Source organism: Bacillus sp. 2D03 (genome assembly GCF_003946765.1).
GTDB lineage: Bacteria > Bacillota > Bacilli > Bacillales > Bacillaceae_G > Bacillus_A > Bacillus_A cereus.
This window is the reverse complement of sequence record NZ_RPSJ01000005.1, coordinates 161,589-176,191: the sequence shown is the minus strand read 5'-3', so window position 1 is coordinate 176,191 and position 14,603 is coordinate 161,589. Positions and strand designations below refer to the sequence as shown.

Here is a 14,603-nt window from a genome sequence, read left to right as displayed (position 1 = left end):
TTACTTCAGTTTAAATACCGCACTTACTGGGTTATGATCGCTATTTTCAAACTTTAAATCTTTCCCTTGTACATTTACAATCTCTACATTCGGTGAAACGATAAAGCCATCAATAATAGTGACGAAATTTTCACCTTCTACATATTTCTTTACATCATCTCTTACAGTCATAACAGACGGATCTACAGCCCACTTAAAGCCACCGTCTGTAAAGTCCTTCGGTAACTCTACTAACCACTCAGGACGCTCTTTCACGAACTTCGGATCACTTAATTGAGCGTTCGAAACCAATTGATTCCAATCTCCACCCATTATTACGTAATCACCATTTTCATAATGCTTGTTCATATATTCTTTTAAATACTCTACTTGCTGTTTTCTAATTTTCCCGCCTTCATCATAAGCAGACAAATGTAAATTTACGAGTCTAACATGTTTTCCATTATTAACAGGAATTTTATATTCCACAATTGCTCGATCTAAATCAAACAAACGCTTTGGCCAAGGCTCCATTCCAGGCAGCTGGAACCTCTTCGCTTCTTGAACAGTGTATTTAGAAAACGTACTTAATCCAGCCTCCGCATATCCCATTGGATTTGTTATTGGCACTGGAACCCATTTCGTATCGTAGTTCTTGCCAAATGACGAAACATAATCAGGTAATCCTTTTTTCAAAAATTCATGTCCATTTACATCAAATGAACGAAGTGACTTTATATCAACTTCTTGTAATAGCGCAAAATCACTATTCTCATTTTGTAAAAACGAAAGCATATTCTTTAAATTAGTTTCCGTTTGCTCTTTACTACTTGAACCAGATCCCTTTCCACCATCCATAAAGAAATCTTGGTCCTTATCTAACCCAGCATATCCAATATTAAATGTTGTAACTTTAAATTCATTTCCATTCGCTAATACGCGCTCCTTATTATTCTCCACCTTCAAGCTTATAACATCAGCAGGCTGTTCTTTAGTAAGTGTCATATACGCTAGAAACCCTCCTACAATGCCCGCTACTACTAAAACACATATAAATACGATTTTTAAAAATTTCTTCAAATAAATGACTCCTTTTCACGCGAATTTATTTTCTTTATTTTCAGTCAAATGAAACAAAACGACACACATAAGAAACATTTTATCACAATTAAAACCTTATATCATTATATTTAGTTGATAAGTAATATATCCCATTTTAATTACTTAAAAAACCTTCAGACATCAAAAAAAGAAAAGTTACACCCACCTCCTCACTGGAAATTAAACGGTATATTTAGTACACTATATGTAATAATCATAGGCGATGGAGTTCGCCATAAACGCTGCTTAGCTAATGACTCCTACCAGTATACATACTGGTAGGAGTCTATTTTTTTGAGCAAGCTATTTAAAGAGGTGAGAAAATTGATTTATATTATCGTCGGCATTGCCGGTATATTAGGAGCTCTTTCTCGTTATTATTTAGGCCTTAATATCACCACATTTTGGCATCATTCATTTCCATTAGCAACATTACTCATTAACTTAATTGGTTGCTTCTTCTTAGCGTGGCTAACTACTTATATCGCTCGGCTAAACATCTTACCTTCAGAGATTATCACAGGCATCGGAACTGGATTCATCGGTTCCTTTACGACTTTTTCAACATTTAGTGTAGAAACTGTGCAATTGATCAATCATTCTGAGTGGAGCATAGGCTTCTTATATGTATCATGTAGCATACTTGGTGGCCTCATTATGTCTGGCCTTGGCCATACAATTGGAGATTTCTTAATTAAGAAATCTCTTACGGAAGGTGATTACTCATGATAGAAGCCTTATTAGTCGCAACAGGAGGATTTTTCGGTGCGATTACACGATTTGCAATTAGCAATTGGTTTAAGAAAAGAAATAAAACACAATTTCCAATTGCTACATTCCTTATTAATATAACAGGGGCATTTTTACTTGGATATATAATTGGCAACGGATTCACTACAGGCTGGCAACTATTATTAGGTACTGGATTTATGGGCGCATTCACTACATTTTCTACGTTTAAATTAGAATCTGTTCAGCTTCTCAATCGTAAAAAACTATACATCTTTCTTTTATATTTAAGTGCTACTTACATAATTGGTATCGCCTTTGCCTTCCTTGGAATGAAGTTAGGCGGAATATAAAAAAGCGACTCTATTGAGTCGCTTTTTTTCATAAGAAATATGTCCCGCCATATGGAATGGAAAATAAACCAGCTGGATGTACATCGTAATGTATAATTTGCATCGGAAGTTGTGAATAGGGCATATACTGACTTTGCATCATTTGTGCAAAATATGCTTGTTGCTGCATTTGAATAGCTTGATTCACAGCATGAATTGTCCCTTGTGCCCCAGCCAGCGTAATAGCAGCTCCTACTTGTCTACCATTATAAAAATAATGATTCATCATGATTCATCTCACTTATTCTTTTTCTTCCATATAGTATGTTTCTATTTCATAGTGAGTGTTTTGTCCCTATCTATTGCCCTTTTTCAGCTTTGAAGTAATAAATCCAAATAGCAATATACCAATACCACTAAGGAACAATATATAACTTATCGGTACTAGGAAAAAGAAAGGTTCTTCAAGAAATCCATCCGCTCCTACTTTACTGTTTGAAGCATGTATCGTTAAAGAAATAATCGCTAAAATCATGAAAGAAATAGCTACTACGTATTTATTTTTCATTTCACATTCTCCTCTACTTATGTAATTCCCCTTAGATTCTTACCATCATATTATCTAAAAAAGAATTAACAGTCAATAATTATTTATTGTTTAACAATAAATAATTATTGACTAAACAAACAAAAAAAAGGTTTGCAAAGCATCTTAAATCACTTCGCAAACCTTCTAAATTATAAATATTTACACTTCAAACCTCTTGCTTAATACAATATACATTGCGCAAAATAGCACGAATATCCCAGCATAAATTAACAAAATCTCTACACTAAATATATCCGACAATGGACCAAATATTATCATTCCTAAAGGAAGCGCGCATGAATTCGCAATTTGTACAAGGCTAAACATCCGTCCGTGCATTGATGGTTCTACTTTCTCTTGCAATAACACAGTAACTGGTGTATTGAAGCACGGCATTGTTATACCAATTAAAAAGTTAAATACTAAATACATAATAAATACCGGAGCGATTCCTAGTCCAATCATAAGCAGTCCATACAACGCACAAGCTAGCGCTGTTGTATGCATACGATTACGGAAACCACCCCACGCTGCAATCAAAATGCCACCAGCTGCCGCTCCCGCACTAAAGGTCATCTCACTAGCAGTAAGTCTCCACATTTCGGCCCCGAAAGAACGAGTTACCATTAAAGGTGTTAAAAAAGCAGCTGGACTTATTAAAATCATGACGATAATCAATAAAACGATTAGCCTTTTAATAAATACATTTTCTTTTAAATAAGAGAATCCTTCTTTAATTCCTTGTAGATTAGATTTTTGCTTATTCTCTACATTCGCATGTCCTTCCACCTGAATAATAAACATAATACTAATTCCAATCATAGCCGTAATAACATCAATAAAAAATGTTGTTTCAATGCTGGAAATAGAAAGAATCGTCGCACTTGCTGCTGGAGAAAGAAACATAATTAAAGATGTAATACTGCTATTTATTCCATTTACTTTCATCAGATACTCTTTCGGAACGATTTGCGGAATTAATGCATTCACAGCTGGAGTTTGTACCCCTGTTCCAGCTGAACGAATGAGTAACACAATAAAAAGTAACCAAATACTTTTATATCCTGTTAAAAATAAAATCGCTAAAACTAACGTCGCAATCGCTATAATCCCGTCCGATAACATAATCATCTTTTTACGTTCATAACGATCAATCCAAACACCAGCAAACAAAGATATCGCAATTTGTGGCAGAAAACCGCAAACAGTTGAAATAGTCAACATCACTCCTGATGATGTTGTAAGAGTGATATACCATATAATCGCGTATTGCACGAGAGAGGAACCGAACAACGAAATAGTTTGAGCGGTCAAAAATAATATAATTTTCGTTTTCCAATTGTTTTCACTCATATGTTTCACACCCCCTTAACTAATCCTGTCTCTATATGAAAGATGCTACCTGCCCAATCAAGATAAAAACTTGCTTCGTGAGATACAAGTATAATGCTGCCCTTAAACTTAATTAGTGCCTTTTGCAAAGCTTCCTTCGCTTCTGCATCTAAATGATTTGTTGGCTCATCTAAAATTAAGAAGTTACAAGGTGATAGTAATAATCCGCACAGTTTCACCTTCGATTGTTCACCACCACTTAACGTACGAATTTCTTGCGAAACGTGCGTATCCTTCACTCCACACGCAGCTAAATGATGGCGTATTTCCTTCATATTCAGTTTAGGAAACTGTTCTGAAATAATTTGAAGCGGTGTTAAAGAATCATTGCTCCAATTTAAATCTTGCTCATAATATCCAATCTTTATTTGCTCTGAAAAGTGAAACTCTCCAGAAATACTAGCAATATTTCCAACGATTGTTTTTAATAAAGTAGATTTCCCCACTCCATTGAAGCCTGTAATAACAAGTTTTTGTCCACCCATTACTGAAAAATTCAACTTTGGTAAGAGAGCGAAGTCGTAACCAACTTCAAGATTATTTACTTCAAGAACTGTCTGAACTGAAATGGGAAGTTCCTGAAAATGAATAGACGGTTTATGATTAAAACTTGGTGGCGCAATTCTTTCCATACGCTGTAATTGTTTTCTACGACCTTGCGCTATTTTTGAATTCACCCCAGCAATATTTCTACGAATATACTCTTCCGTTTTTTCAATTTTCTTTTGCTGTGCATAATATTGGCGAATATAATCTTTTCGCAAATGCTCCTTTTGTCTTACAAAATCTGAGTATTTGCCGTAATACTTCTTAACTGTTCCGAACTCTACATCACATATGCAAGAAGTTACCTTTTCCAGAAAATCAAAATCATGTGATACGACAATAAACGCTCCTTCAAAATTCATTAAATAATTAGCAAGCCACTCCACATGCTCCTTATCGAGAAAATTCGTCGGTTCATCTAGCAATAAAATATTAGGCTCTTCTAATAAGAGCTTTGCTAAAATTACCTTTGCACGCTGCCCTCCGCTTAATTCACCAATCACACGATTCATCCCAATCACATCGATACCTAAACCGGCTGCCACCTTATTCGTAATACTATCTACTGAATAAAAATCACGAGCCTCGAGCAGTCCTTGAATTTCTGCCGCTTTCAATAGTTGATTTTCATCTCCAGTCATCGCACTTTCTTCATATAACTTGTTCATTCTCTTTTCCATTTCATACAAATCATAAAAGGCTCTCTTTAAATATTGTGAAATGGTATAACCCTCATCAATTTCTGCGTATTGATCAAGATGTCCAATTTGAATATTAGGTTGCCACTTTATGTCTCCCTTATCAGGAATAATTTCCCCCACCAATATTTTCATTAATGTGCTTTTTCCTGCACCATTCTGTCCAACAATTCCCATATGCTCCCCTTTATGCAAATCAAAAGAAGCATTTTCGTATAATACTTTATCTATAAAACTATGTGATAAACTTTCCACTTTAAGTAAACTCATTTTTATTCCTCTTTTCCTGAAATTAAAAAAAGCAGAGAGATAGCGTCATTCGACACTAGCCCTCTGCTTCGTGGTTTTTCCTATACTACTCCAATTTATAGTAAAGACTCATCGGAATAATATACACAAAGGGCCATAGACAAAGCATTGTCTATGGCCCCTTAATCTATTTTATACACCAGCTGAAAAACCATAACGAAATAAGCATAGATACACTATACTTTTTTAGAAAAGTTATTCAGCCGATGAATATAAGGGATTTATACCCCTTGATTAAGCTCCGTACAACGCTTCACCGTATACATTTGTGCGGAGCAAAGTTTTCTAATGAGTTTTACAAATTTTATATAAAGCATATTATGCACCTTCCTTAATACTTAAAAAGGATTTTAGCATACGGTTTTACGAAGCGTCAACATTACTTCCGAATCTTTCAACTACTTGTTTTCAAAATATTGCTTCTGAAACATACACATTCTTATTGCATTATGATAGTTACCATCAACGAAAAACTCATCGATAAGCTCACCTTCTACCATAAACCCAACTTTTTTATAAACATGTACTGCCTTTTCATTTTCCTTATCCACAACTAAATAAATCTTATGCATATTTAGTACGGAAAAAGCGTAATCCATTGCTAAACGCGTCGCATCCACTGCATAACCATATCCTTGATAATTCGGATCAATAATAATTTGGAATTCTGTTCTACGGTGAATATAATCGATTTCTACTAACTCAACTAATCCAACCATTTCATTGTCTTTCTCAACGATAAATCGGCGTTCGCTTTGATCATGTATATGTTTATCGTATAAGTCTTGCAGCTCCACAAATGCCTCATATGGCTCTTCAAACCAATACGACATAATATGCGCATTATTATTCAGTTCGTGTACGAACTTTAAATCTTCTCGTTCTAATGGACGTAACTTCAATTCCTGATTCATTCCTATAACCTCCAAGTAAAAGAAACCTCTTCACTTAATTTCTCAATTTTTTTCGATTTCAAACGCCCTAATTTCATTGTAAACTTTCAAGCAACTTGAAGGTCAAGATGTAAAAAAGTAGTGCAAACTTACGTCTGCACTACTACTCTTTTCTCAAATCTCTCATATTTGATATGTATAAAGCAATAACTAAAACAAGAATTGCTCCTGCGTATAATAACGTCTCCATCGGTTCCTCATGAGACACAATAATCAATCGAATTAAGGCCGTAATTCCGATATAAATAAAATAACGTAACGGGAAATGATAGTTCGATTTAAAATACTTAATAATTAATGCAATGAACTCGAAGTATAGGAAGTAGACGATGATACTTTCAACCAATTTATAAGACGTATACTCTTTTGCCGAAAAAATATACTGTACAAACGTAATTGTCTCATTCACTAAGAAAATTGATAACACAATGGATAATATAATTAAAGCTATATTTAATATCCATTGCAAAACACTAGCTATAACATGATCGATATTAAATGACTTCATTTTCTCTTTAGACTCCCCTTCGTATAAGTACTTATTTATTATAGCAAAATTACGATTGGAAAGAAGTTAAATCATATATTCGTCCTTTGTTATTGCCAGTGAAGGTGATGTTCATTGTTTGGAGGAGTCTTTTAACCGCAGAACTAGATTCCATATTAAGAAATTCCCTCAATTCGCTATTAGTAGTTATCACACTAAACAGAAGTGTGTAATCTTGTACAGCACGTAAATGAGCATGTTTAGACATACTATTGCAATTTGAACAACGCCATCCCTGTCTTTCTTTTAACATTGCCATTGTAAAACATTCCTCACACTGTACACCCTTTAGCAATTCCTCTTTTTTAATTTTATATTGCGCAAGAACATTTTGACGTTGCGGAATGTGCTCATTCATAATCTGGCCTATAAGTCCATTTATATTATCAATCACTTTTTCTTTATATTGATTTTTAATCTGTTTTATTCTATTAGGTAAATTTGCACTGTGGATAATTTTACTAGACAGTATTTCATCTGAAGTTTTAATAATTGTACGAGGGGAACTAATTACAACGAGGGCTTCAATCGGAATATTATGTAAATCATGTAGATTCAGCCATTTTCTCAGTTGCATCTCTTGCCGTTTCAGTTGTAAAAGCGGATCAGGGAATCCTTCTTCCGTATTACCATCTACTATTCGAATAAGTTGATTGAACTTTGTATCAAAAATTAATGTACCAATAATATTTTTTATTTCAAGAAAAAGAAGAAAATAGGATGAAACTATGAGGGTATCAATTTAGAAATAATGTTTTTAATCAAATAACCTAATATCATGTAAAATACTGTATTCTGTTTCGGGTAAAAAACTAAGTGGATACTCAATCGCCTGCTCTCCTTTATAGCCGGCCATAAATTTCGCTAGACTTTCAACCACCACATTCCTTTTTGGATGATGAGCAGGCAATCTTCTAAGTAAAGCTTCTAATTGCAGCAAATATACGGGCATTTTCCGCTCTTTCACAATCATTTTTATCCCCCTCCAAAATATATCAGCGATTTTTCAAATATATCAGCGCAACTCCAAATATATCGGCGATTTTCGAAATATATCGGCGCAACTCCAAATATATCAGCGATTTTCGAAATATATCGACTTACCGACAAAAACCGACACAACATACACACATAAAATCTTATACACAGTATAACACCACATCTAAAATCGCACTGTAAGCATAATGTGTATACCCCAATGTGATTACGCCAGTTTCAAAATGAGAGACTTACATTCACCCCATGTAAAAAACCTTTTTATAAGTATGAAAAAATTTTAGGAATTAGTTTATCTTTTTTTAATGTTTTATTTAGAGGCAGTTTATAGTCGAGTATTAACATAAGAAACGTAGCAACTAAGTTCGTATATGACGCACTGCTACTATAATCGCTAACCGTACTACTTGAAATCATAAAATAAGGAGACGATAAAACATGAACAAAAAAACAAAAGCACTATCATCCGTACTGCTCGGATTCACATTAGCATTAACAGGGTGTGCTGGTACTAAAGCTGAAGAAAATCATGGGAAACAAAAACAAGAACAAGTTGCTAAAGAAACAAAACAGGAAAACAAATTAACTAAAGGGCAAAAAATGGCTAATATTCTTAGCGAGACAAATTGGCAAGGTACACGAGTGTATGACAAAGATAAGAATGACTTAACAAAAGAGAATGCGAACTTCATTGGTCTTGCAAAATATGATGTGAAGTCCGGCAGATATGAATTTTTTGATGCTAAAACAGGTGCAAGTCGTGGCGATAAAGGAACTTTCTTTGTCACAAATGATGGGAAGAAGAGAATATTAATTTCAGAATCAATGAAGTATCAAGCTGTTGTTGACATGACAAAACTAAATAAAAATATATTTACTTATAAACGAATGGGGAAAGACGCTAACGGTAAAGATGTAGAAGTTTTCGTTGAACATGTTCCATATAAAGAAAAAGAACTTTCTTTCACTGATCCGGACAAGCAGCTGAACACGACTACAGGAGATATTGTTAAAAACGTTGATGGAGATAAAATTTTAGGCGGTACCCTTTGGCACGGAACAAAGGTATTAGACGAAGCTGGTAACGATGTAACACAGTTTAATTCGAATTTTATAAGTCTAGCAAAATTTGATGACAAATCTAATAAATATGAGTTCTTCAATAGCGAAACAGGTCAAAGCCGCGGTGATTATGGCTACTTCGATGTTGTACACGAAAATAAAATAAGAGCCCATGTTTCAATTGGAAATAACAAATACGGTGCTGCTCTTGAACTTACTGAACTAAATAAGAATAAATTTACGTATAAGAGAACTGGTAAAGACCAAGCTGGTAAGGATATAACTATATTCGTTGAACATGAACCTTATAAAGGTGATATGAAACCACAATTTAGCTTTTAAAAACGTTTGATTAAAGATCCTGTACTGAGTTACAGGATCTTTCTTATTAAGCAAGAGAACGAAAAGACGAAAAACATGTAGCTTTTCGTCTGCACAATATTCCCACCTTATAGTTGATGATTTACAAAACTTAAAAACATACCGATACAAAATAAAATTTGTGACCAAGTAAAAAGCGCCCTACTTATAGGGCGCTTGTTTTATACTTAATGACTAATACTAGCTGTTGGGTATAATGTTGTTCCTCCAATTGAAACTTTTATTTCATTTGTTAATGGAACGTTTTGTTCATTAATAATTGTTCTCCACCATTCCCATGCAAGACCTGTACATTCTCTTGCTACAATTTTTATATTTTTTGAGTTCGGTGGAAGAGGGATAACTGTAGAGTAATGAGCCGTTTTGTCTTTTCCGCTACCATCCCACGTTTTATGTGTTAATACTTCGTTACCCTTTTGGTCAAATGTGAATTCATCCCAAGATACATCAAATTGAGCAACGTAAGCACCGTAATGATCAAGTGTCATTTTAGCACTTGAATATTCTGTAGTTGTCGTCTCAATATAATCTGTATTGTTATGAACAGCAGCAGTTGCATTATCTTTTAAGAAAGTGCTTGTATATGAAATTGGGTATGCTGGATTTTTAAGACTTAATTCAGCATTATCTTTAATGATATTTCGGATTTCATTGAAATCTTTAGTAACAACCTTGTTATGCTCTTTCGCATCTCCGCCTAATACTACAGCAGTAAAGGTACTTTCTTCAAAAATATCTTTATACTGTCCACTTGTTTCAACGCTGTTATTCTTAAGTAAGGCTTTAAAAGCAGCTTGTACATCTTTGCTCTTAGATGTTGTTTCTAATTTTACATAAATCGTTCTACCATAAGCTACATTTGAAACCATAACAGGTGGAGCCGAATTACTTACGCCTTTTCGAGTTAACTCGTCAAAAGTAACGCTATTATCAAAAAGGTCGGATGGATTGTTAGGTAGTTCAGCACTTACCGTATAAAATATTTGCTTATACGCCGCTACCATCACTTTTTTCTCTCCATTTGCAACCGCATTAAAATCAATGTTTAGACTGTTATCAAGATATTTAGCGTTAACATTAAGAGCACTTGCGATTTGTGATTTACTATAAACCATAGATTCCGTATACTGCATTCTTGCAGGTAACGTATGTGTTGTAGAATACTTTTCATTCCAAGTAGATACTAAATCGTCTACTGCTCCAGCTACATTACCATATGTCGGATTTTGGACAGTGATTGTATTTTCTTTTCTCATGCCCGGTAAGTCTATACTAATATTCAAAGGTTTTCTCTTAGCCACTAATAAACTCGGTTGATTGTCTGCAAAAGCTTTATTTGCAAGTTGTACAGCTCCTGGATACGTACGATTCACTACAGAATCAATAATTGAAATATCGACTGGCGACGTTGTAAGTGATTTTTTCTCGCGTTCCACTACTACAAATTTACCATTTGAATTGATACTTTCTTTCGGAACAAAACTTTCTACTTTATCACCATTTACAGCTAAAACCTCTTGATTATTATATTTAAGATTTGCTATACCATTATCAATGCCACTAGCATTTTTGGTTACATCAGTTGTATTACTTACTTGTGTTTCTGCGAAGGAAATAGATGAATAATTAATAGTGCATAGACTAACTAATAAACATGCAAGGAACTTTCTTCTTTTAGTGTTTTTCTTAATATTCAGAAAAATCACCCCGTTCTTTTTTTAGTAAAATACGATAATGATTGCTAACTAATAAATTTACATAAATGCTTTTAAAAGTTCTTGAATTAACGGGATTACGCCACCTACAAATTTTAAAACTGCCATTGCGATTTCCATATTATTTCCTCCTTTTTATTGCTACGAAATTTTGATTTATCTTTATGCCCTCATTATAGTGACCCCTTACACTTTTATCAATACACTCTGATATGCAATATTACATATACAAAAAACAAGCTGAATTGTTTTAAAAAGTTATACAGGGATATTTTTCTACTTGGTACATACTTGAAAAGGTGAAGCATTCTTTTGCATTTTATGAGTAGTCACATAAAAAAGCTGCTGCCTATAAAATATAGACAGCAACTTCAACTAGAGTAGCTTGCATAATCTACGCAAGCTACAGTATTTTTTTACATTTTATAACTAATAAACTGCGATTGGCCCATAAGGACCATTAATAATTTCTATTTTTGTTTCAAAAATATCTGTCAAAAGTGTTGGGTCCATAACTTCTTCTACTGTTCCGAAAGCAGCAATTTGTCCATCTTTCATAGCACAAATTTTATCCGAGTATTTAGCTGCAAAATTTATGTCATGCATGACAGTCAAAATTGTTCTTCCAAATTCATTAGCTGCACGTCTCAAATGCTCCATCATTTGAACAGAACGAGCAACATCAAGGTTGTTTAAAGGTTCGTCCAAAAGTACATATTCCGTCTCTTGGCACAATACCATCGCTACATATGCCCTTTGTCTTTGACCACCAGAAAGCTCATCTAAATATCTATTCTCTAAACTAGTTAAATCTAAGAAATCGATATATTTAGAGATGATAGCCTCATCTTCTTTAGTCAATCTTCCCTTTGAATAAGGAAAGCGCCCAAATCCAACTAATTGTCTCACAGTAAGCCTAGTTACAAAATGATTTTCTTGTCGCAATATAGTCAAAACTTTTGCTAAGTCTTTCGATTTAGATTCAGAAACATCCATATTTGCTACCTGAATTTGGCCTTCATCCATATCTAAAAGTCTGCCAATCATCAAAAGTGTCGTTGACTTTCCAGCACCATTTGGTCCAATTAAAGAAGTAAAGCCTGCTTTTGGTATTTCAATATCCAAAGGTCCTATTTTTACCTTATCAGTATAGAACTTTTTAACATTATCAATTTTTATCATAAAGCCCTCTTCCTTAAAACTATAGTTAAGAATATGATTCCACCAAATAATTCAATAATAACTGAAACTACACCTTGAGCATGGAATACATGATACATTAAAAAGTATGCGCTCGTCATTATTAAAAATCCTATAGCAAAAGCCATTGGGAAAATATATCTATGATCATAAGTTGACGCCGCCTGATAACTCAAAGTTGCTACTAAAAAGCCGTAGAAAGTAAGTGGCCCAATTAGAGCTGTTGAAATAGACATCAAAATAGCTACTAATACAAGCGTATAAATTACACTAGGTTGATATTTAACTCCAAAAGAAGTAGCAACATCCTTTCCTAGTGACAAAACATTCAAATTCTTAGAATGAGCAAAAATTAATACTGCTACAATTATGATCATCGGAATTACAATAGGGAAATATGCAGGATCTGCATGATTAACAGAACCAAATAATCTTGCTTGTAAAATATCAAATTCTGAAGGCGCAAGTAGTTTTCTCATGAAAGTTGACACAGAATTTAGCCCGGTACCAATAATAATTCCAACTAAAAGCATAAGTTGTAAATTCCCGTATTTGCCGGAAAGTAACCATCCATAAAGTATCAAACTCATGAAGACCATAACAACAACTTGGAATAAAAATGAGCCAATTCCATTAAAATTTATTAATGCACTAGCACCAAAGAAGAATATTGTACTCGTTTGAATTGCTGAATAAAGTGATTCAAAACCTAAAAGCGATGGAGTAATAATTTTGTTATTCGTAATAGATTGGAAAGCAACTGTCGACAAGCTATGGCAAACTGCAGCGATAATCATTGCAACAATAGCTACTATCCTTCTCTTAACAACTGGGATAAAAGAAGGTGAATCTATCGGAACTGGATTGTTATAAACTAAAAGTCCATATGAAGAAAGAAGACCTAAAGCAATCAATGTTATCAGTAAAATCCAATAACGTCTTGCTTCCTTCTTAGACCGAAAAGCACTAGCTGATCTACTTTCATTATGAAGGCTAGAATCGATTTCGACATTTTCTTTTTTTCTATATTCTAATGTGATCATCGCAGCCTCCTTGGTTTTCTTTGTCTCAATAAAATAGTAATAAACACGACTGCTCCCACCGTTGCAAGTATTAAAGAAACAGGTACTTCAAAAGGCTGTATAATTGTTCGAGAAATGATGTCACAGGCAGTTATTGACCCCATTCCGATCACACAAACCCAAGGTAAATTACTCCTAAGATCATCACCTCTAAACATTGAAACGATATTTGGCACAATTAATCCTAAGAAAGGCAAGTGTCCAATAACAGCTGCAACAATTCCAACTGCAACAGAGATAAGGGCAGTCCCAAAAAGAACAATTCTATTATAATTAACTCCAAGGCTTGTTGCGACATCTTCTCCTAGTCCAGCTAAAGTCAATCTATTAGCATACATAAAAATAAGAAAAGTAATGATAACAATCAGCCATAAATATTCATATCTCCCCACCTGAATGTTAGCAAATGAACCTACAAACCAAGTTTCAATACTTTGCGTCTTTTGAAAAAGGAGTCCCAAAAAAGTAGACACTGCAGAAATTACTGCTCCAAGCATCAATCCAATAATCGGGACAATTAAAGACGAACGAAGCTTAACTCTTCTTAAAAATAGAAAGAAAATCATAGTTCCTATAAAAGAAAAAATGATTGCACCAGTCATTCTTTGAACTAAAGTCGGGGCAGGAAATAGTAAATACACAAAAAGCAGGCCTAAGCCTGACCATTCAATCGTCCCCGTTGTAGTAGGTTCAACAAAGCGATTCTGTGTAATGAGTTGCATTACGAGCCCTGCCATTGCCATTGCAGCTCCAGTAAGCATTAATGCAACTGTTCTCGGAACACGAGTGATGAAAAACATCTCCATTCCATCCTCTTGTCCACGTATATCATAAACTCCAGTAAACAGTGATATAATCCCTAAAATTATAACAACTATAACCGCTATTATAAAAGGTTTTGTCCATATTTTATTGTGATTATAAAACTGGGGTTGAGAAATATTCTCAACCCTAGAAATCATATTTTTTGACACTGTTTCGTACCCCTTTAC

14 protein-coding genes, 1 pseudogene and 1 riboswitch are annotated in these 14,603 nt (G+C 34.2%); of the genes and pseudogenes, 3 read left to right on the top strand and 12 right to left on the bottom strand.

All coding sequences use genetic code 11. The features are described from left to right. Positions 1 to 1,059, bottom strand: a complete 1,059-nt coding sequence (locus EBQ15_RS13685; protein ID WP_000714045.1) for an endonuclease/exonuclease/phosphatase family protein — start codon at positions 1,057 to 1,059, stop codon at positions 1 to 3. A 231-nt stretch (positions 1,060 to 1,290) separates the two neighbouring features. Beyond that, positions 1,291 to 1,350: riboswitch (Fluoride riboswitch) on the top strand. Positions 1,351 to 1,404: 54 nt separating this feature from the next. On the opposite strand from EBQ15_RS13685, the gene crcB (EBQ15_RS13680) reads away from it, so the two are divergent. Both crcB (EBQ15_RS13680) and crcB (EBQ15_RS13675) read left to right on the top strand, forming a co-directional pair. Then, entirely contained in the window at positions 1,405 to 1,809 is a 405-nt protein-coding gene (gene crcB / locus EBQ15_RS13680; protein WP_000639314.1) for a fluoride efflux transporter CrcB, read from the top strand. Continuing rightward, positions 1,806 to 2,162, top strand: coding sequence for a fluoride efflux transporter CrcB (gene crcB / locus EBQ15_RS13675; RefSeq protein ID WP_000568575.1), 357 nt, complete (start codon positions 1,806 to 1,808; stop codon positions 2,160 to 2,162). Before crcB (EBQ15_RS13680) ends, crcB (EBQ15_RS13675) begins: the two co-directional genes overlap by 4 nt. A gap of 28 nt (positions 2,163 to 2,190) precedes the next feature. On the opposite strand, the gene EBQ15_RS13670 is transcribed toward crcB (EBQ15_RS13675), so the two are convergent. From EBQ15_RS13670 to EBQ15_RS13640, 7 genes and pseudogenes are all read right to left on the bottom strand, one after another. Continuing rightward, complete coding sequence (locus EBQ15_RS13670) at positions 2,191 to 2,430, bottom strand: DUF3947 family protein (RefSeq protein WP_000980955.1); 240 nt, start codon at positions 2,428 to 2,430, stop codon at positions 2,191 to 2,193. 66 nt (positions 2,431 to 2,496) lie between these two features. Further along, positions 2,497 to 2,709 carry a DUF3955 domain-containing protein gene (locus tag EBQ15_RS13665; protein ID WP_000792610.1) on the bottom strand — a complete coding sequence of 71 codons (213 nt, stop codon included), beginning with the start codon at positions 2,707 to 2,709 and terminating at the stop codon, positions 2,497 to 2,499. Positions 2,710 to 2,889: 180 nt separating this feature from the next. After that, positions 2,890 to 4,083: an MFS transporter gene (locus EBQ15_RS13660; protein ID WP_001293767.1), complete on the bottom strand. Its 1,194-nt coding sequence runs from the start codon at positions 4,081 to 4,083 to the stop codon at positions 2,890 to 2,892. Between the two features lie 5 nt (positions 4,084 to 4,088). Next, entirely contained in the window at positions 4,089 to 5,636 is a 1,548-nt protein-coding gene (locus EBQ15_RS13655) for an ABC-F family ATP-binding cassette domain-containing protein (RefSeq protein WP_000054863.1), read from the bottom strand. A gap of 437 nt (positions 5,637 to 6,073) precedes the next feature. Continuing rightward, positions 6,074 to 6,589, bottom strand: coding sequence for a spermidine N1-acetyltransferase (gene speG, locus EBQ15_RS13650; RefSeq protein ID WP_001071092.1), 516 nt, complete (start codon positions 6,587 to 6,589; stop codon positions 6,074 to 6,076). A gap of 142 nt (positions 6,590 to 6,731) precedes the next feature. Continuing rightward, positions 6,732 to 7,136, bottom strand: coding sequence for a phosphate-starvation-inducible protein PsiE (psiE, locus tag EBQ15_RS13645; protein ID WP_000834708.1), 405 nt, complete (start codon positions 7,134 to 7,136; stop codon positions 6,732 to 6,734). Positions 7,137 to 7,185: 49 nt separating this feature from the next. Next, positions 7,186 to 8,148, bottom strand: a pseudogene (locus EBQ15_RS13640) (nuclease-related domain-containing protein). 461 nt (positions 8,149 to 8,609) lie between these two features. On the opposite strand from EBQ15_RS13640, the gene EBQ15_RS13635 reads away from it, so the two are divergent. Then, the gene (locus EBQ15_RS13635; protein WP_001036622.1) at positions 8,610 to 9,575 is read left to right on the top strand and encodes a DUF4822 domain-containing protein; all 966 of its coding nucleotides are present in this window, start codon (positions 8,610 to 8,612) and stop codon (positions 9,573 to 9,575) included. Positions 9,576 to 9,781: 206 nt separating this feature from the next. Here EBQ15_RS13635 and alo read toward each other — a convergent pair whose 3' ends face one another. The 4 genes from alo to EBQ15_RS13615 all read right to left on the bottom strand — a co-directional run bounded on the left by alo (position 9,782) and on the right by EBQ15_RS13615 (position 14,585). Continuing rightward, on the bottom strand, positions 9,782 to 11,320 hold the full coding sequence (gene alo, locus EBQ15_RS13630) for an anthrolysin O/cereolysin O family cholesterol-dependent cytolysin Alo (RefSeq protein WP_000576742.1): 1,539 nt from the start codon (positions 11,318 to 11,320) through the stop codon (positions 9,782 to 9,784). A gap of 438 nt (positions 11,321 to 11,758) precedes the next feature. Then, complete coding sequence (locus EBQ15_RS13625) at positions 11,759 to 12,511, bottom strand: iron ABC transporter ATP-binding protein (RefSeq protein WP_000590061.1); 753 nt, start codon at positions 12,509 to 12,511, stop codon at positions 11,759 to 11,761. Continuing rightward, entirely contained in the window at positions 12,508 to 13,572 is a 1,065-nt protein-coding gene (locus EBQ15_RS13620; RefSeq protein ID WP_000631242.1) for an iron chelate uptake ABC transporter family permease subunit, read from the bottom strand. Before EBQ15_RS13620 ends, EBQ15_RS13625 begins: the two co-directional genes overlap by 4 nt. Further along, positions 13,569 to 14,585 (bottom strand): ABC transporter permease, encoded by a 1,017-nt coding sequence (locus tag EBQ15_RS13615; protein WP_000042064.1) that lies wholly within the window; start codon positions 14,583 to 14,585, stop codon positions 13,569 to 13,571. The genes EBQ15_RS13620 and EBQ15_RS13615 overlap by 4 nt, the downstream gene beginning before the upstream one ends. Positions 14,586 to 14,603: the final 18 nt, after the last annotated feature.

Excerpts from the sequence above, each read along its gene's own strand:
- speG (WP_001071092.1), bottom strand. The coding sequence starts at position 6,589 with ATGAATCAGGAATTGAAGTTACGTCCATTAGAACGAGAAGATTTAAAG.
- EBQ15_RS13665 (WP_000792610.1), bottom strand. The coding sequence starts at position 2,709 with ATGAAAAATAAATACGTAGTAGCTATTTCTTTCATGATTTTAGCGATT.
- crcB (WP_000568575.1), top strand. The coding sequence starts at position 1,806 with ATGATAGAAGCCTTATTAGTCGCAACAGGAGGATTTTTCGGTGCGATT.
- EBQ15_RS13670 (WP_000980955.1), bottom strand. The coding sequence starts at position 2,430 with ATGATGAATCATTATTTTTATAATGGTAGACAAGTAGGAGCTGCTATT.
- psiE (WP_000834708.1), bottom strand. The coding sequence starts at position 7,136 with ATGAAGTCATTTAATATCGATCATGTTATAGCTAGTGTTTTGCAATGG.
- EBQ15_RS13655 (WP_000054863.1), bottom strand. The coding sequence starts at position 5,636 with ATGAGTTTACTTAAAGTGGAAAGTTTATCACATAGTTTTATAGATAAA.
- EBQ15_RS13620 (WP_000631242.1), bottom strand. The coding sequence starts at position 13,572 with ATGATCACATTAGAATATAGAAAAAAAGAAAATGTCGAAATCGATTCT.
- EBQ15_RS13625 (WP_000590061.1), bottom strand. The coding sequence starts at position 12,511 with ATGATAAAAATTGATAATGTTAAAAAGTTCTATACTGATAAGGTAAAA.
- EBQ15_RS13660 (WP_001293767.1), bottom strand. The coding sequence starts at position 4,083 with ATGAGTGAAAACAATTGGAAAACGAAAATTATATTATTTTTGACCGCT.
- EBQ15_RS13635 (WP_001036622.1), top strand. The coding sequence starts at position 8,610 with ATGAACAAAAAAACAAAAGCACTATCATCCGTACTGCTCGGATTCACA.